Source organism: Ruminococcus turbiniformis (assembly GCF_020687545.1).
Classification (GTDB): Bacteria; Bacillota; Clostridia; order Lachnospirales; family Lachnospiraceae; genus Mediterraneibacter; species Mediterraneibacter turbiniformis.
Map to the genome: position 1 here is coordinate 34056 of NZ_JAJEQX010000002.1, position 18328 is coordinate 52383.

17 protein-coding genes are annotated in these 18328 nt (G+C 51.2%); 16 read left to right on the plus strand and 1 reads right to left on the minus strand.

Annotation, left to right across the window (positions count from 1 at the left end; all coding sequences use genetic code 11):
* The first annotated feature begins 24 nt into the window (after positions 1-24).
* The 11 genes from LKD70_RS01370 (at position 25) to LKD70_RS01420 (ending at position 10259) form a co-directional block, all read left to right on the plus strand.
* A complete protein-coding gene (locus LKD70_RS01370) occupies positions 25-510 on the plus strand; it encodes a Gx transporter family protein (protein WP_227706267.1) in 486 nt (161 codons plus the stop codon).
* A gap of 66 nt (positions 511-576) precedes the next feature.
* Entirely contained in the window at positions 577-1188 is a 612-nt protein-coding gene (ruvA, locus tag LKD70_RS01375) for a Holliday junction branch migration protein RuvA (RefSeq protein ID WP_227706268.1), read from the plus strand.
* A 43-nt stretch (positions 1189-1231) separates the two neighbouring features.
* A complete protein-coding gene (ruvB, locus tag LKD70_RS01380; RefSeq protein WP_227706269.1) occupies positions 1232-2236 on the plus strand; it encodes a Holliday junction branch migration DNA helicase RuvB in 1005 nt (334 codons plus the stop codon).
* 90 nt (positions 2237-2326) lie between these two features.
* The gene (gene zapA, locus LKD70_RS01385; protein ID WP_087177084.1) at positions 2327-2737 is read left to right on the plus strand and encodes a cell division protein ZapA; all 411 of its coding nucleotides are present in this window, start codon (positions 2327-2329) and stop codon (positions 2735-2737) included.
* A 115-nt stretch (positions 2738-2852) separates the two neighbouring features.
* Positions 2853-5342 carry a peptidase U32 family protein gene (locus tag LKD70_RS01390; RefSeq protein ID WP_227706270.1) on the plus strand — a complete coding sequence of 830 codons (2490 nt, stop codon included), beginning with the start codon at positions 2853-2855 and terminating at the stop codon, positions 5340-5342.
* Positions 5343-5354: 12 nt separating this feature from the next.
* Positions 5355-6812 (plus strand): FtsW/RodA/SpoVE family cell cycle protein, encoded by a 1458-nt coding sequence (locus LKD70_RS01395; RefSeq protein ID WP_227706271.1) that lies wholly within the window; start codon positions 5355-5357, stop codon positions 6810-6812.
* On the plus strand, positions 6706-8214 hold the full coding sequence (locus tag LKD70_RS01400) for a peptidoglycan D,D-transpeptidase FtsI family protein (RefSeq protein WP_407690876.1): 1509 nt from the start codon (positions 6706-6708) through the stop codon (positions 8212-8214). Before LKD70_RS01395 ends, LKD70_RS01400 begins: the two co-directional genes overlap by 107 nt.
* A gap of 11 nt (positions 8215-8225) precedes the next feature.
* Positions 8226-8570 (plus strand): hypothetical protein, encoded by a 345-nt coding sequence (locus LKD70_RS01405; protein WP_227706272.1) that lies wholly within the window; start codon positions 8226-8228, stop codon positions 8568-8570.
* A gap of 5 nt (positions 8571-8575) precedes the next feature.
* Positions 8576-9598 carry a DUF2953 domain-containing protein gene (locus tag LKD70_RS01410; protein ID WP_227706273.1) on the plus strand — a complete coding sequence of 341 codons (1023 nt, stop codon included), beginning with the start codon at positions 8576-8578 and terminating at the stop codon, positions 9596-9598.
* Positions 9599-9653: 55 nt separating this feature from the next.
* Positions 9654-10061: a GerW family sporulation protein gene (locus LKD70_RS01415; RefSeq protein WP_227706274.1), complete on the plus strand. Its 408-nt coding sequence runs from the start codon at positions 9654-9656 to the stop codon at positions 10059-10061.
* A gap of 60 nt (positions 10062-10121) precedes the next feature.
* Positions 10122-10259, plus strand: a complete 138-nt coding sequence (locus LKD70_RS01420; protein WP_227706275.1) for a hypothetical protein — start codon at positions 10122-10124, stop codon at positions 10257-10259.
* Positions 10260-10408: 149 nt separating this feature from the next.
* On the opposite strand, the gene rpmB is transcribed toward LKD70_RS01420, so the two are convergent.
* Positions 10409-10594, minus strand: coding sequence for a 50S ribosomal protein L28 (gene rpmB / locus LKD70_RS01425; protein WP_087203004.1), 186 nt, complete (start codon positions 10592-10594; stop codon positions 10409-10411).
* Positions 10595-10777: 183 nt separating this feature from the next.
* Here rpmB and LKD70_RS01430 point away from each other — a divergent pair, with 183 nt between their 5' ends.
* The 5 genes from LKD70_RS01430 (at position 10778) to LKD70_RS01450 (ending at position 18320) form a co-directional block, all read left to right on the plus strand.
* A complete protein-coding gene (locus LKD70_RS01430; protein ID WP_227706422.1) occupies positions 10778-11137 on the plus strand; it encodes an Asp23/Gls24 family envelope stress response protein in 360 nt (119 codons plus the stop codon).
* 13 nt (positions 11138-11150) lie between these two features.
* Positions 11151-12812, plus strand: a complete 1662-nt coding sequence (locus LKD70_RS01435; RefSeq protein ID WP_227706276.1) for a DAK2 domain-containing protein — start codon at positions 11151-11153, stop codon at positions 12810-12812.
* 88 nt (positions 12813-12900) lie between these two features.
* Positions 12901-14958 (plus strand): ATP-dependent DNA helicase RecG, encoded by a 2058-nt coding sequence (gene recG, locus LKD70_RS01440; RefSeq protein ID WP_227706277.1) that lies wholly within the window; start codon positions 12901-12903, stop codon positions 14956-14958.
* A 38-nt stretch (positions 14959-14996) separates the two neighbouring features.
* The gene (locus LKD70_RS01445; protein ID WP_227706278.1) at positions 14997-15872 is read left to right on the plus strand and encodes an AraC family transcriptional regulator; all 876 of its coding nucleotides are present in this window, start codon (positions 14997-14999) and stop codon (positions 15870-15872) included.
* Between the two features lie 189 nt (positions 15873-16061).
* Positions 16062-18320 (plus strand): alpha-galactosidase, encoded by a 2259-nt coding sequence (locus LKD70_RS01450; RefSeq protein WP_227706279.1) that lies wholly within the window; start codon positions 16062-16064, stop codon positions 18318-18320.
* Positions 18321-18328 lie beyond the last annotated feature (8 nt).

Genomic DNA, 18328 nt, shown 5'->3' on the forward strand with positions numbered 1-18328 from the left:
TCAGAGACAGGAGAGGGTACAGTTTTGAAAAACAGAGCGGCTTATTTTGGAGTTTTTACGGCACTGGCGCTGATTTTCAGTTATGTGGAGACTCTGATTCCGATCAATTTCGGCATTCCCGGGGTGAAACTCGGTCTTGCAAACCTGGTTATCGTTATTGTTCTTTATAAGAGAGGATGGAAGGAAGCGCTCCTTCTTTCTGTCGTGAGAATCGTGCTGGCAGGATTTATATTCGGAAACCTGTTCAGTATCCTGTACAGTCTTGCAGGCGGGATTTTAAGTCTCGCCGTAATGGCAGCGCTCTCGAAAAGGGACCTGTTCAGCGTGACCGGCGTCAGTATGGCCGGGGGAATCACGCATAATGTCGGCCAGCTCATCGTTGCAATGCTTGTTGTGGAGACGTATCAGGTAGGCTATTATTTTTCGGTGCTTCTCATCGCGGGCGTGCTGACCGGGGCCGTAATCGGCATCGTTGCATCCGAGGTGCTCAAAAGAATCCGAATATTTTAACTTTGGAATATTTTAATTGGGGAATGTTTGAATTCGGTAATTTCAGCAGCAGAAAGGAAAAGGAATATGATTACATATATAAGAGGGGAACTTGCTTCCGTAGACGAACAGCGGGCAGTAGTAGATGTAGGCGGCGTCGGGTACAGCATATTCATGCCGCAGCAGGCGCTGTCTCTTCTCCCGCCGACAGGAAGCGAAGTCAAAATCCACACCTATCTCAACGTCAAGGAAGATGCCATGCAGCTTTTCGGCTTCCTGACAAGGGATGATCTGGAAATATTCAGGCTTGTGATCGGCGTAAGCGGTATCGGACCGAAAGGCGGACTCAATATTCTTTCCTGTCTGACGCCGGATGAGCTGCGTTTTGCCATCATGTCAGGGGACGCAAAGGCGATCTCAGCAGCCCCCGGAATCGGGAAAAAGACTGCGGAGAAGCTGATCGTAGAACTGAAGGATAAAATACATGTTGAGGATGTACTCGAACACGCGGCGCACGGGGACGAGTACCGCGCAGGAGAAGAAGACACGGCATCGGATTCCATGCAGGCGGAAGCGGTGCAGGCGCTCGTAGCGCTCGGCTACGGAAGCGCGGAAAGCCTGCGGGCGGTAAAGAAAACATCACCGGACTGCGCAACGGTGGAGGATATACTGAAAGAGGCACTGAAGTATCTCTTCTGATGTGCCTGCGCGTTTTAAGTACGAAGGGAACACAGAATCTATTATGGGAAAACGAATTATCACTACGGAAAATCTGGAAGAAGACATCAAGATCGAGGGTGAGCTGCGCCCTCAGCATCTGGATGAATATATCGGGCAGGAGAAGGCGAAGGAAACGCTGAAGATCTATATCGAGGCGGCGAAAGCCCGGGGAGAGGCGCTCGACCATGTGCTGTTTTACGGGCCTCCCGGACTCGGAAAGACAACGCTGGCCGGCATCATTGCAAATGAGATGGGCGTCCATATGAAGGTGACGTCCGGTCCGGCTATCGAAAAGCCGGGCGAGATGGCTGCAATTTTAAACAGCCTTCAGGAACACGACGTGCTCTTTGTAGATGAGATCCACCGGCTGAACCGTCAGGTGGAAGAAGTTCTCTATCCGGCCATGGAAGACTACGCTATCGACATTATGATCGGCAAAGGCGCGGGAGCACGGTCGATCCGTCTGAATCTGCCAAAGTTTACGCTTGTCGGAGCCACAACAAGGGCGGGAATGCTGACTGCTCCCTTAAGAGACCGCTTCGGAGTGGTAAACCGGCTGGAGTTTTACACGGACAGAGAACTTATGACGATAATCCTCCGGTCCGCCCATGTGCTCGGCGTGGAAATCGAGGAGGCGGGCGCCCTTGAACTTGCCCGCAGATCGCGCGGAACACCGAGACTTGCAAACAGGCTTCTCAAACGGGTGCGCGATTTTGCCCAGGTGAAATATGACGGAAAAATCACAAAAGAGGTTGCAAATTACGCGCTGGATCTCCTGGATGTGGACAAGTACGGTCTGGATCACATTGACCGGAGCATCCTTCTGACGATGATCGAGAAATTTCAGGGAGGTCCCGTAGGGCTTGACACCCTGGCTGCGGCCATCTCTGAGGATGCGGGGACACTCGAGGATGTGTATGAGCCGTATCTTTTAAAAAACGGCTTTATCCAGCGGACTCCGCGGGGAAGAGTCGTGACCGAGTTCGCGTACCGGCATCTCGGAATCCCGTGGATCGGCAGTTCATAAAAACCCGGAGAATGGCAATTCATGAAAAAACTGTTGGTTTTTGCTGGTAAATAGTTTATAATATCATGTAAGAAACGCGAGGAGGATACTATGAGTTCAGCAAAACATTTTACAGAAGTATTGATCGGGGGAAAAGTATATACTTTAAGCGGGTTTGAAGGCGAAGAATATCTGCAGAAAGTATCTTCCTATCTGAATCACAAGATAACGGAGTGCGCGAACAGCGAAGGATACAGAAAGCAGAGCGCTGACACAAGAAACGTACTTCTCGCCCTGAACATTGCCGATGACTATTTCAAAGCGAAAAAGCAGGGAGATTCTCTGGAGAGCGATATCGAGCTGAAGGATAAGGAGATGTACGACTTAAAACATGAACTCATCTCCGCACAGATCAAACTGGAAAACGCGGAGAAAGAGCTGGCCAAGATGAAGGAAGAGAACAATGATCTCCAGATGCAGATCGTGAAGCTCGAAACAGAGATGAAAAACCGTAGAAGGTAACAAATAAAGGCTGTCCTAACCGACAGCCTGTTTCATTATACAGAAAAGTTTTATATTCATAATTACAGAAAGATTTATTATACAGAGAAAGGTATTTTAGAAAAAGGTATTCTATATGACAGACCGAAAGATCGAGATCCTGGCGCCCGCCGGATCGTACGCGTCTTTTAAAGCCGCCCTGTGCGCAGGCGCGGATGCTGTATATGCCGGCGGCTCTCAGTTCGGGGCCCGCGCGTATGCAGACAATTTCACAAAGGAGGAGCTGATCGCAGCCATCAGGGAGGCGCATCTGCACGGACGGAGACTTTATCTCACCGTGAACACGCTGCTGAAGGATTCGGAGATCAGCGGTCTTTATGAATGGCTCCTTCCTTTCTATGAATGCGGCCTGGACGCAGTGATCGTACAGGACACAGGAGTCTTTGAACTGGTACGGACCTGTTTCCCCGGTCTTGACATCCATGTGAGCACGCAGATGTCAATTGCGGGAGCGTACGGCGCGAAGTTTATGGAATCCCAGGGGGCTACCCGCGTTGTGCCGGCAAGGGAGCTTTCCCTCGGGGAGATCCGGCAGATCCGCCGGGAGACGGATCTTGAGATCGAGTGCTTCGTACACGGCGCTCTCTGCTACTGTTATTCCGGCCAGTGCCTTTTAAGCAGCATGATCGGCGGCAGAAGCGGCAACCGGGGCCAGTGCGCCCAACCGTGCCGCCTTCCCTATACAGTGGACGGCAGGAAAAGACATTTTCTGAGTCCGAAAGATATCTGCACGCTGGAGATCATCCCTGATCTCATCGAGGCAGGCGTGGATTCCTTCAAGATCGAGGGGCGGATGAAAAAACCGGAGTATGTGGCGGCTGTTACGGCTATGTACCGGAAATATACGGATCTCTTTCTGAAAAGCGGAAGAGAAGGGTACCATGTGCTTCCCGGGGACCGGGACATGCTTATGGATCTGTACAACCGGGGCGGCTCATCAACCGGATATTACAAGACGCACAACGGCCCGGACATGATGGCCTTTGACCGGCCGAACCACGCCGGTGTTCCTGCGCTTTCCGTACAGTCTCAGAAGGGCAGGAGAGTCTGTGCAAAGGCGCTGCGCGAGCTGTCTCCCGGAGACGTAATTGAGATTACCGGCGGGAAAGACAACTATACAACCGGAAGCCGTGTGGGTGCGGGAGATGAAATTTCCTTCCTTGTACAGAGAGAGACCCGGCTGAAACCGGGAACCATTCTTCCGCGAATCCGCAGCGCCTCTCTCATTGACCGCATTCAGAAAACGTACACAGATGCCGGACTCAGAAGAGGAATCACCGGTATGTTTACCGCCGAAAAGGGAAGCCCGGCAGTTCTGTCCGTAAGCTGCGACGGCGTGACATGCAACACCTTTACAGAAGAACCTGTACAGCAGGCCCAGAGCCGTCCGGCGGACGAGGCGTCCGTGCAAAACCGGCTCGAAAAAACCGGCGGCACTGCATTTTTCTTCCGGAAACTGGAAATAAACATGGAGAGCGATCTTTTTCTCCCGGTAGGGCAGTTAAATCTGTTAAGAAGAGATGCTCTGGAGAAGCTGGAGCGCTCAATTGCCGCAAAATACGAGCGGCCCCGGCCGGAGGGATATCCCGAAGAAACGGAACGCCAGACAGGATGCGGATCAAAATACGGAACAGGATGTGGAATAGAATGTGGAGCAGAGCCATCTGACGACAGGACGGAAAGTTCCGCTTGTGACGCCATGCCCCTCTCTGTATCCGTGCAGACAGAAGAGCAGTTATCGGCAGTTCTTTCATTTGCCGAAGAAAACAGAGGTGCTGTCGGGCGCGTCCATGCGGATCTGAGTATCTTCTCCGGTTCTGCAGCTGAACGGGAATCCAAAGCTGTAAGCGCGGCTGACTGCGTATCAGCGTTTCACCGGGCGGGAGTCCGTCTCGGGCTCTCTCTTCCCCATATTTTCAGACAGGGGGCGCTGCGGGGCTCTTCCGACGTGCGAAGAACGATAGAAGAGCTGCTTAAATCCGGCAATTTTGATCATGTTCTGATCAGAAATTATGAGGAGTTTCAGCTGCTTTTAGAACTGAAATTTGACAAAACAGTAATTCTGGACCATAATCTATATGTGTTTAACCGGTATGCAAAAGCGTTCTGGAATCGACTCGGTGTGACAGAGTTCACAGCTCCGCTGGAACTGAACGCCCGGGAACTTGAGTCCCTCGGACTTTCGGACTGCGAGCTTGCGGTGTCAGGCCCTGTTCCTGTCATGCTGTCCTCCCAGTGCCTTCTTCGCAGTACCGGACGCTGCACATCCGGGAAAAAGGGACACACCGCTGTTCTGACGGACCGCTTCGGGAACCGGTATCCTTCCGTGAGCCGGTGTGATTCCTGTTACAGCATACTCTACAATTATGAGCCTCTGTATCTCGGAGAGGAGGCGGAGCGGATCCGCATGCTTTTCCCCGCCGCATTGAGGGCAGAGTTTGTGTCGGAAGACCGTTCCCAGGTTTTCAGTATGCTGAACCGAATAAAAAAGGCATTCCGCGGGGAAGATCCGGGAGATGTTCCTTTCCCGTACACGGAAGGGCATTTCAACCGCGGAGTACGATAAGCAGGTGACGATATGACCAACATTTTGATACAGCTTTCCAAATATGTCATCATTGTTCTGATGGCAGCATATACATTTTCCTGTTTTTCCATATTTACAAGGAATTACGAGGATGAGGAGAAGAGGGTGCTGATCCGTCAGGATGTCCTTCTGTTTCTCATGCAGGGCGTTGCCTTTCTGACGATGTACCTGGCCGCGGACGATATGAGGATTCTCTTTCTCTATGCGGCTCTGGCGGTCGTCCTTCTGGCGGTAATCATTTTATACAATCTGATTTACCCGAATGTTTCAAGGCTCGTCGTAAACAATATGTGTATGCTTATTACAGCCGGAATGATCATGATCACGCGGCTGTCCTCCGACAACGAGTCTCCTTACGGGACTGCGATCAGACAGCTTGTCTTCGTCGTGCTCGGCGTTGTGTTCGGGCTGATTGTCCCGGTTTTGATCCGGAAACTTACTTTTCTGGATAAATGGACTTACGTGTACGCCGCGGTGGGCGGCGGAGCGCTTCTGGCAGTCGCTCTGTTTGCACAGATCTCCGGAGGCGCAAAGCTCGGATTTGAGATTATGGGAATCAATATCCAGCCGTCAGAGTTTGTAAAAATACTGTTCGTGTTTTATGTAGCTTCCAGCCTGAACCGTTCCAGGGAATTTAAAAATATTGTCATCACGACAGCCGTCGCGGCAGCCCATGTGCTGATCCTTGTACTGTCCACGGATCTGGGTGCGGCCCTGATCTTCTTCGTCGTGTACCTTGTTATGCTCTACGTGGCCACAAGACAGCCCCTGTACGCTGTCGCCGGTCTGGGAGCCGGAGCTGGAGCCGCAGTGATCGGATATCATCTATTCTCCCATATTCAGGTGAGGGTCGAGGCGTGGCAGGACCCGATCGGCACTTACAATGACAGCGGATATCAGGTGGCACAGTCTCTGTTTGCCATCGGCACGGGAAGCTGGTTTGGCACGGGACTGTTCCAGGGATCCCCTGACATGATACCTGTATCGGAGACAGACTTTATCTTCTCCGCGATTATAGAGGAAATGGGAATGATCTACGGGCTTTGCCTGATTCTGATCTGCGTGAGCTGTTATGTAATGTTTCTCAATATTGCGATGGAACTCCACAACAGTTTCTACAAGCTGGTCGCTCTCGGACTCGGCACCTGCTATATTTTCCAGGTGTTCCTACAGATCGGCGGAGTGACCAAATTTATCCCCTCAACCGGAATGACCCTTCCGTTTGTAAGTTACGGGGGAAGCTCAATGCTCAGCACGATGATCATGTTCGGGATCATACAGGGGCTCTATATACTGAGGGAGGATGAAGAAGAAAAACTGGAATTAGAAAGGGAGTCGAGAAATGGCCTGGGAAGAACAGCAGCCCGAAAGAAGAAGACAGGCGGGACGAAATTCGAAGAAGTCCCGCAGCAGAGGCCGCGCAAAAAGAAAAGAACGCGCGCAAAATAGAGAGTTCGCATGGATCACTTACTTTTTCGTGATTCTGTTTATCGCCCTGATGGGATATCTCGTCTATTTTACGGTTGTGCGTGCATCCACCTTCGTAAACAGCCCTTATAACCAGCGGCAGAACGCATTTGCGGAGCGGGTTATAAGAGGCAGCATCACGGACCGGAACGGAAACGTACTGGCGGAGACGGATGCTGCGGAAGACGGGACAGAGACGCGGTATTATCCTTATGGTTCTCTTTTCGCCCATGTGGTGGGCTACAGCGATGACGAGCTTGGAACAACCGGACTTGAGGCGGTGGAGAACTTTGAACTTCTGACTTCAAACGCGTTTTTCGTCGAGAAGATACAGAACGAGTTCAATGAACAGAAAAATCAGGGAGACACGGTCGTCACCACACTTGACGCAAATCTCCAGCAGGCGGCTTACGATGCGCTTGGAGACTACAAAGGCGCCGTCGTCGTCATGGAGGCGGACACCGGGAAAATACTCGCCATGGTGTCAAAGCCGGATTTTGATCCGAACACCGTGTACGAAAACTGGGCTACTCTGAATTCCGACGAGGAGAACAGTCCCCTTCTTAACAGGGCGACAAGCGGCTCCTATGCGCCGGGATCCGTATTTAAAATCGTGACGGCGCTGGCATATATGCGCCAGAACAGCGATTACAGCTCCTACACTTACGACTGCGGGGGCTCCATTACAATGGACAATACAACGATCAACTGCTTCGGCAGAACTGTTCACGGATTTGAAGACCTGAGAAGTTCCTTTGCCAACTCGTGCAACGCGTCCTTCGCCAATATCGGACTGATGCTTGACATTGCAGGTTACCGCCAGACCGCGGAAGATCTGCTGTTCAACTCGGAACTTCCGAGTGTCCTTGATTATACAAAGAGTTCATTCGCTCTGGATGAGGATTCTCCGTCTTCGGAGATCATGATGACCGCGATGGGGCAGGGCGAGACAACCGTCAGCCCTTACCATATGGCGCTGATCACACAGGCGATCGCCAACGGCGGCACACTGATGGAGCCTTACCTTGTGGATTCGGTTACAAATTACACAGGCACCGAGGTACGCAAAAATGTACCGAAAAGCTACGGCAGACTGATGACTTCGGATGAAGCGGCTCAGCTCAAGGAATATATGTGTGCGGTAATCAGTGAGGGGACGGGATCCGAGCTTTCCGGGCGTTCCTACAGCGTGGCAGGAAAGACCGGTACCGCGGAATACAGCCTTACGGACGGAGAGATGACCCATTCCTGGTTTGTCGGATTTACCAATGTAGACAATCCGGAGCTGGTAATCTCTGTAATTACGGAAGGCTCTGACGGAAGCGCCGGCGGACGGGCAGTGTCCATCGCCGGAACGATTCTTGATTCCTATTACAGTTCATAAGAGATGGTATTATGCAGATAAAATTCTACTGTGATCTCTATGTCAGTGAATGCTGGCAGAGCAAAAAGGCAAAAATAATGAAAAAGCTGAAAGAGAACAGACTCCAGCCGGCGGTGTATGTGGTTGCCCTCTCCCAGGGCAGCCAGAACCACCTGGAGTTCTTTTCCAGCATGCTTTTGAAGCAGCATATTTTTGACAATGCCAGTCTGTTTGTCGTGGGGATTGCAGACGGATATGACGAGGCGCTTTTCTGCGTCAGGGAAATAACCTCTCAGGTGTACAGCGAGACGAAGGAAACGGATATCCGCGGCTATCTGCTGAAGAAGCAGGAAGAATACGAGAGAACAGGACGGTAGATCAGATGCTGCACATTATTCTGCTCATTTTAAAAATTATCGGGTTTCTCATACTCGGCATACTGGCACTGATCCTGCTTCTCGCCGCGCTGATTCTTCTCGCGCCGGCCGTATACAGTGCAGAAGGGTCTGTCGGTGAAAAACCGGGAGAAGGAAAGCCGCGCCCGGCAGAATGCCGGATTCGTTTTCACTGGCTGTTTCACCTGATCTCCGGAGAAGCGGTCTGCAAAAACGGAGAGTTCCGCTGGCATCTCCGGGCCGCGTGGAAGCATTTCCGAAGCGAGGCTGAGAGCAGCCCTTCCCAGCAGTCACAGACACCGCAGCCTTCCTATTCTTCGCAGTCTTCACAGCCTGCCCGGACTGCAGGAGAAAAACAGACCGGTACAACGGGGCAGGGTCAGAAGAACACATCCGTGCAGAAAGCTGCATCGACACCGGAATCTGCCCCGGCACAGAAAACCGCTCCGGCACAGAGTGAGCCACAGTCACAGACTGCAAAGCCGGAGCCGAAGCAAAAGCAGCTTCCGCGTTCCGGACGGGAAGAAAAGCATGGCACTTCTGCAAAAAAGAAATTTTCCACTTTCAGAGACAGGCTCTGCGCTTTGAAAGACAGGATAAAATACAAATTCCGGAGATTCTGTGATAAGATAAAATCACTGAACAGGAAAAAGGAAAAGATTACCGCCTTTCTGCAAAATAAGATTCATCAGAACGCTTTTTTCCGGCTGCTGAAAGAGATAAAACGTCTTCTCCGGTTCCTGAAACCGGATCATGCGGACGTACATGTCGAATTCGGCTTTTCCGATCCGGCGTACACCGGATATACGCTCGCCGCACTGAGCATGATCTGGCCGTTTTTCGGGGAGCACGCCGATATCCGGCCGGATTTTGAACGCAGCGTCCTGAAAGGAACGGCAAACGTCAGCGGAAAGATCCGGGCCGGATACGCGCTGATTTTTGCGTGGAACATGATCTGGGATAAAAACGTGAGAACTACATTCCGTCATATCAGACGGTTCAGACTGTAAATCCTGTATTTTACAGGCGGTCGTAAAATAGTCAAATACGAGGAGGAACTTAAAAATGGCTGAGACAAACAACTTCAAATCAACACTGGAATCACTTTTCAGAGGAATGGACGGTGTCATCACGTCGAAGACTGTAGTGGGAGACGCGATCCATATCGGCGATACGATCATCCTTCCTCTCGTGGATGTTTCCTTCGGCATTGGCGCAGGAGCCTTTTCCGGAAGTAAGAGCGGGGAGAACAAAGAGAAGGGCATGGGCGGCATCGGCGGAAAAATGACTCCGAGTGCGGTTATCGTAATCCAGGATGGAAAGACACGTCTTGTCAATATCAAGAACCAGGATACGATCACAAAGATTCTTGACATGGTTCCGGATGTTGTGGACCGTTTTACTGAGAAAAAAGAGGATAAAATGACGGAAAAAGATGTGATGGATATCCTCGATTCCGAGGAGGATAATTAAATTCATAGGACTTCCCATGCACGCATAGGATATACCAACAGACTTTTCGGAAGTGACGATTTGAAAAAAGTATGCGGGTTTGCCCTGTTCTGGATTGCAATCGGAATGTTTGTCATGATGCTGCTTCCGAACCTTGTATGGGGAGTTATTCTTATGATTGTGCTTCTTATTGCCGGATACCGGCTTTTCTGCTGCTGATGCAGAAACATGGGCGGAAACAGAAGCGGAAAAGCCCGGATTTTCGTCTTCATAGTACAAAAACAAAAAGCAGAACCCGTTCAGATGAAATTTCATCCGATCAGCAGTTCTGCTTTTTCCGTGTCATTTTCAATTTCATGCGAATCCGATTAAGCGCGCTCAACGCGTCCTGACTTCAGGCAGGATGTACAAACATACATTCTCTTTGCTCCGCCCTCTGTCTTAACTCTGACAGACTTAACGTTTGATTTCCACATTTTCGGTGTCTTTCTATGAGAGTGGCTTACATTGTTTCCAAAATGAGCACCCTTTTCGCAAATAGCACATTTCGCCATGACTGCACCTCCTAACAATCTGAACTGGTCATTTAGACTCATAACAATGATATTCTAGCAGAAAGAAATTCTTATTGCAAGTATTTTTTAAAAAAAACGAATGTATATTGTAAAATGAAGGAACTAATAGTATAATAATCATGTTATTTACGGGAAAATCCTTGAAAACTGGAGGTATATATGATGAAGGGAAGTATGAGCACAGATCTTGGCATCATAACGGTCAACCCTGAAGTGATCGCCAAATACGCCGGTTCCGTTGCGGTTGAGTGTTTCGGCATTGTTGGAATGGCAGCGGTAAACATGAAAGACGGACTGGTTCGTCTTCTGAAAAAGGACAGCCTCACTCATGGGATTCAGGTTGAGATTTCGGATGACAACACCCTCACCCTGAATTTTCACGTCATTGTCTCTTACGGCGTGAATATCCTTTCTGTTTCTGACAACCTTATGAGCAATGTAAAATATAAGGTGGAAGAATTCACCGGCATGACGGTAGAAAAGATCAACATCTTCGTTGAAGGTGTTAGAGTGATAGATTAAGGAGGATATTGTCGTGGCTGTTAAAACGATAGATACGGAGTTGCTTCGGAAAATGTTTCTTGCCGGAGCGGCAAATCTCGAAGCAAAGAAAGAAATCATCAATGAGCTGAATGTATTTCCTGTGCCGGACGGTGATACCGGAACGAATATGACGCTCACAATCATGTCAGCGGCAAAGGAGGTACAGGCACTCGATCATCCGGATATGGTCAGCATGGCAAAAGCGATCTCCTCAGGATCTTTAAGAGGTGCCCGCGGCAACTCGGGAGTCATTCTCTCGCAGCTGCTCCGCGGATTTACAAAGGAAATCAGAGAGTACAGTGAAATCGACGTCAATATTCTCGCCAGAGCATGCGACCGGGCGACTGCGACCGCGTACAAGGCGGTTATGAAGCCCAAAGAGGGAACGATTCTCACTGTCGCGAAGGGAATTTCCGAAAAAGCAGCGGAAATGGCTGAGATCACAGATGATCTGGAAGTGTTCCTTCCGGAAGTCATTCAGCACGCAGAGGAAGTTCTCGCTCAGACTCCGGAGCTTCTGCCGGTTCTCAAAGAGGCGGGAGTTGTGGATTCCGGCGGACAGGGGCTTCTGGAAGTCATTCACGGCGCGTATGACGCATTCCTCGGAAAGGAAATTGATTATTCCGCGATCGAGGCAGGCCAGAGTACAACGATTGTAAAACCGTCCCAGCAGGCGGAAGCAGACATTAAATTCGGTTACTGCACCGAGTTTATTATTATGACGGAGAAAGAATTTACGTCAAAGGACGAGACGGAGTTCAAGGCATATCTGGAATCTATCGGCGATTCGATTGTCTGTGTCGCGGATGATGACATCGTCAAAGTGCATGTGCATACGAACGACCCCGGACTTGCGATCCAGAGAGCGCTCACATACGGTCAGCTTTCCAGAATGAAGATTGACAATATGCGCGAGGAGCATCACGAGAAGATCCGCCGCGAGGCAGAAAAAGCGGCTGCATCCCAGGCAGAGGCGAAGAAGAAAGAGCCCCGCAAATCCGTCGGTTTTATCGCTGTTTCTATCGGCGACGGGATGAACGATATCTTCCGTGAACTTGGCGTTGACTATATAATCGAGGGCGGGCAGACGATGAATCCGAGTACGGATGACATGCTGACCGCAATCGACCAGGTAAATGCTGACCACATTTTTATTCTTCCGAACAACAAGAATATTATCCTCGCAGCCAACCAGGCGCAGTCGCTTACAAAGGATAAGGATATCATTGTAATTCCGACCAAAACCGTTCCTCAGGGCATCACTGCAGTGATCAGCTATATGCCTGAGGCGGACGTGGACGCAAGCATGGAGGCGATGCAGGAGGCAATCAAAAATGTAAAGACCGGTCAGGTCACCTATGCGGTACGCGACACCCATATTGATGACAAGGAAATCCACGAAGGCGATATCATGGGTATCGGCGACAGCGGTATTCTCTCTGTGGGACAGTCTGTCGAGGATACGGCCAAAGAGATGCTTGCTCAGCTTGTGGACGAGGATTCCGAGCTGATCAGTCTGTACTACGGACAGGATGTTCTCGACGAGGACGCGGAGCGCTTCGCCGGGGAACTCAGTGAACTTTATCCTGATATTGATGTGGATGTCCATATGGGCGGACAGCCGATCTATTACTATGTACTTTCAGTAGAGTAGTCAGGTTTTTAGAGATAAAGATGCGGGGCGTTCTTCCTTTGGGAGGACGCCCTGAGTTTTTTGAAGGTGAAGGAAAGAGTTTTCTGATATGAATGTAAAAGAAAAGATCGGCGCGCTCAAAGGCGTCGGGGAAAAGACGGAAAAACTGTTTTATAAACTGGACATCCGCACCGTGGAAGATCTGATCCGGTATTATCCGCGGGGATTTGAAATCTACGAAGATCCGGTTCCCATAAGCGAAGCGGCGGAGGGGCATACATGCACAGTGGCAGGAACCGTGTTCGGGCGTATCCAGACAGGCGGCGGACGGATACAGGTGACGACGCTGTATCTGAAAGACATCACCGGTACGCTCAAGGTGATCTGGTTCCGCATGCCGTTTCTCAGAAACACCCTTGCCAAAGGAGGACTTCTCATCCTGCGCGGAAGAGTGGTAAGAAGGAAAGACGGCCTTGTCATGGAGCATCCCGAGATCTATTATCCCGCCTACAAATATGAGGAAAAGCTGCACAGCATGCAGCCGGTGTACTCCCTCACCGCCGGGCTTACAAACAACGCCCTCATCCGCGCCGCAAGGCAGGCACTTTCATACGCAGACGACAGCCAGGACATTCTCCCGGCAGAGCTTGTCCGAAGATACGGCTTTCTTCCGTATGCGGAGGCTGTCTCCCGGATGCATTTTCCTGAAAGCAAAGAGGATTACATCCGGGCAAGAGAGCGGTTCGTGTTTGAAGAGTTTCTCGTCTTCATTCTCTCTTTGAAGCGGATGCGCCTGGAAGGAAACCGCCCGGAAAACCGGTTTGTGTTTGAAGAACAGGATGAGATCGCCCGGTTCCTTGACCGGCTTCCGTACGAACTGACCGGTGCCCAGAAGAAGGTGTGGAACGAGATCCGCACCGATATGCAGGGGCCGTATGTCATGTCCCGGCTCGTCCAGGGCGACGTGGGTTCAGGCAAGACGATCGTCGCCTTTCTGGCGCTTCTGCTGGCCGGCCTGAACGGATACCAGGGGGCCATGATGGCACCCACGGAAGTGCTGGCCCGGCAGCATTTTGCCAATATTTCCGAAATGCTTAAAACCTATGAGCTTCCGTTAAAGGCTGAGCTTCTGACCGGATCCATGACAGCAAAAGAAAAGCGGGAGGCCTACGAGCGGATCGCATCCGGAGAGTCTTCCCTTATCATCGGAACCCATGCCCTCATACAGGAGAAAGCGGTCTATAAAAATCTCGCACTTGTAGTCACTGACGAACAGCACAGATTCGGAGTCCGTCAGAGGGAGGCGCTGGCCGGGAAAGGACGGGAGCCGCACATTCTCGTCATGAGTGCCACACCGATTCCGCGGTCGCTGGCCATCATCCTCTACGGGGATCTGGACATTTCCGTGATCGACGAGCTTCCGAAGAACCGGCTTCCGATCAAGAACTGCGTTGTGGACACCGGGTACCGCGACAGGGCATACTCTTTTATGACAAAGCAGGTGGCCGCGGGACGGCAGTGCTATGTGATCTGTCCTATGGTGGAGGAGAGCGAAAGCATGGAAGCGGAAAATGTCATCGACTATTCCCGGATGCTTCAGGAAGCAGTGGGGGAGAAAATCCGTGTCGGATTTCTCCACGGAAAGATGAAACAGAAGGAAAAGGATGAGATCATGGCGGCTTTTGCGGACAATGAGATCCAGATCCTTGTGTCCACGACGGTGATCGAGGTCGGGATCGATGTGCCCAACGCCACGGTCATGCTGATCGAAAATGCCGAGCGGTTCGGACTTGCACAGCTCCATCAGCTGAGAGGACGGGTGGGAAGAGGCAGGCATCAGTCTTACTGTATTTTCATGTCCGCCTCAAATTCTGATGAGACAAAGGAGAGGCTCGATATACTGAACCACTCCAACGACGGCTTTTTCATCGCCGGGGAGGACTTAAGGCTGCGGGGCCCGGGCGACCTTTTCGGCATCCGGCAGAGCGGCATCCTTGACTTTCAGGTGGCCGATGTATTTCAGGATGCGGAAGTGTTAAAGAGGGCGGGGCAGGAGGCCTCGGCAATTCTGAAACAGGATTCCGGACTGGATCTTCCGGAACACGCTGCATTAAAAAGGCACATTGACGCAAAGATTCAGAAAATCATGCTCGAGACGACGCTCTGACGGTATGTCCGGGCGCGCTGTCCGGAAAGGAGAAAACGATGGAAGACGCATATGTGCTTCAGCTTAAAAACAGAAAGTTTTCAGAGTTTTACCTGTGTTACTGCGGCTACGCCAAATGCGAGCCGCTCCACAGTTTCGGCCCTGCCGTGCGCCCCAATTATCTGCTTCATCTGATTCTCTCGGGGAAGGGGAAATACCGTGTCGGGGAAAAGACCTATGATCTTTCCGCCGGGCAGGGATTTCTCATTGAGCCGGAGAGACAGACATTTTACCAGGCTGACAGGGAAGATCCGTGGACCTATCTGTGGATCGGATTCAATGGAAGCCGCGCGGCAGAATATCTTTCGGATATCGGACTTGGAGGCGGACACAGAATCTTCCGCTATGAACAGAACGCCATGCTCAAGCAGATGCTTGTCGATATCCTGAAAAAGAATACCTACACGATCGAAAATGAATTTTACCGTGAAAGCTTCCTGTACGCCTTTTTCGCCCTGCTCTCCGGGTGCGTCACCGGTGCTGAGAGAACCGGGGAGGAAGCGGAAAATATCTATGTGAGAAAGGCGGTTGAATATATCCAGAACAATTACCACTACGGGATCCGCGTCTCTGATATCGCGGACTATGTGGGCGTGACAAGAGGATATCTGCACACGCTCTTTACAGAAAGTCTTCACGTATCTCCGCAGGATTATCTCGTAAATTACCGCATCACCCGCGCGGAACAGCTGCTCTCCATTACCGACCTGTCCATAGAAGGCGTCGCTCAGTCCTGCGGCTATCAGGATCCTCTTGTGTTCTCCAAGCTGTTTAAAAAGAAGATGGGAATGACGCCGTCTTCCTACCGGAAGATGAAGTGGGAGAGCGCCAAAACGGAGCTGCGCGAGAAAAAAAGCCGTCTTGATACGCTTTAGGCGGAGAACAGGATGCAGATATCCGCGGACTGCAGAGTGTACCTGCAGAGTGTACATTTTGACTGTTTTTGTTTACATTTTCTCCTGTTTTGCAGATGGAAAATCCATATAATAGAGAAGGATGAATGCAGAAAGAAAAAAGCAGAGCAGAAATCACATAATTTGACATAAACAACAGGAGGAAGAACCATGAGCATTACAGTCAGCGGAAAGGGGAAGACATTTCACCTGTCCAACAACGAGATAAGCTACATTATGACAGTTCTCCCGAACAGCCAGTTAGGGCAGGTTTATTTCGGGAAAAAGATCCGGGAGCGGGACGATTATTCCTCGTTTCTCGAATACAGGGCCAGACCAATGGCCTCCTGTGTCTTTGACACGGACAAGAACTTTTCCATGGAGCATATCCGGCAGGAATACGGAGTGTTCGGCGCAACAGACTACCGGATGCCGGCCGCTGAAGTCGTGCAGGAGAACGGAAGCCGCATCTCTGAGTTCACATACAGTGACTATCGGATCGAATCCGGAAAGCCGAAGCTTCCGGGACTTCCCGCCACATACACAGAGGAGGATTCCGAGGCGGAGACACTGGTCATCTGCCTTAAGGACAATCTGACCGGACTCGATCTGGAACTGTTCTATACCATTTTTGCAGAGGGCGGAATCATTGCCCGCAGCGCGCGCTTTACAAACTGCGGCGGGGAGAACCTGCACCTTACTTCCGCCATGAGCCTCTGTCTGGATCTGCCGGACAGCGATTATGACTGGATTCAGCTCTCAGGAGCATGGGCGAGAGAGCGGTATCCGAAGGAGCGCCGCCTTGAACAGGGCATTCAGTCCGTGGGAAGCTTAAGGGGACATTCCTCCCACAACCACAACCCGTTTGTGATTCTCAAGCGCCCCACAGCGGATGAATTTCAGGGCGAGGCGATCGGATTCAGCCTTGTATACAGCGGAAATTTTCTCGCTCAGGCAGAAGTGGACACTTACGACACGACAAGAATGCTTCTCGGAATCCACCCGGAAGGATTTGACTGGAAACTCGAGCCGGGCGAAATGTTCCAGACTCCCGAGGCGGTCATGGTCTATACGGACCGGGGCCTCAACCATTTGAGCCAGACATTCCACACACTCTACCGGAGCAGACTCGCAAGAGGTTACTGGAGAGACAGGGAGCGCCCGATCCTTCTGAACAACTGGGAGGCAACCTACTTTGATTTCACAGAGGAGAAGCTTTTAAGTATTGCGCGAAAAGGCCATGACTGCGGCGTGGAGCTCTTCGTTCTGGACGACGGCTGGTTCGGAAAGAGAAACGGAGAGCACGCAGGACTTGGCGACTGGTTTGTAAACCGGGAGAAACTTCCCGACGGCATCACCGGACTTTCTGAGAAAATCGAGGATCTCGGCATGCGTTTCGGACTGTGGATTGAGCCGGAGATGGTTAATATGGACTCCGATCTGTACAGGGCGCACCCGGACTGGGTGATCTGCGCGCCCGGACGAGCCATGTCCCACGGCAGATATCAGTATGTCCTCGACTTTTCAAGAAAAGAAGTGGTGGATCATATTTACGGGATGCTCTCAAAGATTCTCTCGGAGGCGAAGATCTCCTATATCAAGTGGGATATGAACCGGAGCATCACCGAGTGCTTCAGCGCCGCTCTGCCGGCCGACCGTCAGGGAGAAGTCTTCCACAGATACATTCTCGGTGTATATGACCTGTACGAGCGGCTGACTTCCGAGTTCCCGCACGTTCTCTTCGAGTCCTGTTCAAGCGGCGGGGCGCGTTTTGACCCGGGAATGCTGTACTATGCGCCTCAGGCCTGGACAAGCGACGACACGGACGCTGTGGAGCGCGTGAAGATCCAGTACGGCACATCCTACTGTTATCCGATCAGCAGCATGGGCAGCCACGTATCCGTGACGCCGAACCACCAGCTGAACCGCTGCACGCCCCTTGACACAAGAGCCAATGTGGCGTATTTCGGCACCTTCGGATATGAGCTGGATCTCAATGTCCTGACAGAGGAAGAGCAGGCGGAAGTCGTGCGTCAGATCGCGTTTATGAAAGAATACCGGCACCTGTTCCAGTTCGGTACATTCTACCGGCTGAAAAGTCCTTTTGACGGAAATATCTCTGCATGGATGACAGTAAGCGCTGACAAGACGGAGGCTGTCGTCGGATGGTACCGCACATTAAACGGAACGAACCAGCCCTACAGCCGCCTGTACTTAAAAGGTCTGGACGCAGACGCGGCCTACACAGTCATCTGTGAGGGAGAGAAGTCAGAATACTACGGAGACGAGCTGATGAACCACGGTCTGATCACCTCCGATTCTTCTTCCGGACAGCGAAACGAGAGCGAGCCGCTGCGGCTTGACTTTGACTCCAGGCTTTATATTCTGAAAAAAATACCGGATAACCAGGAACACGAAAACGAAAGATAAAAAACAAA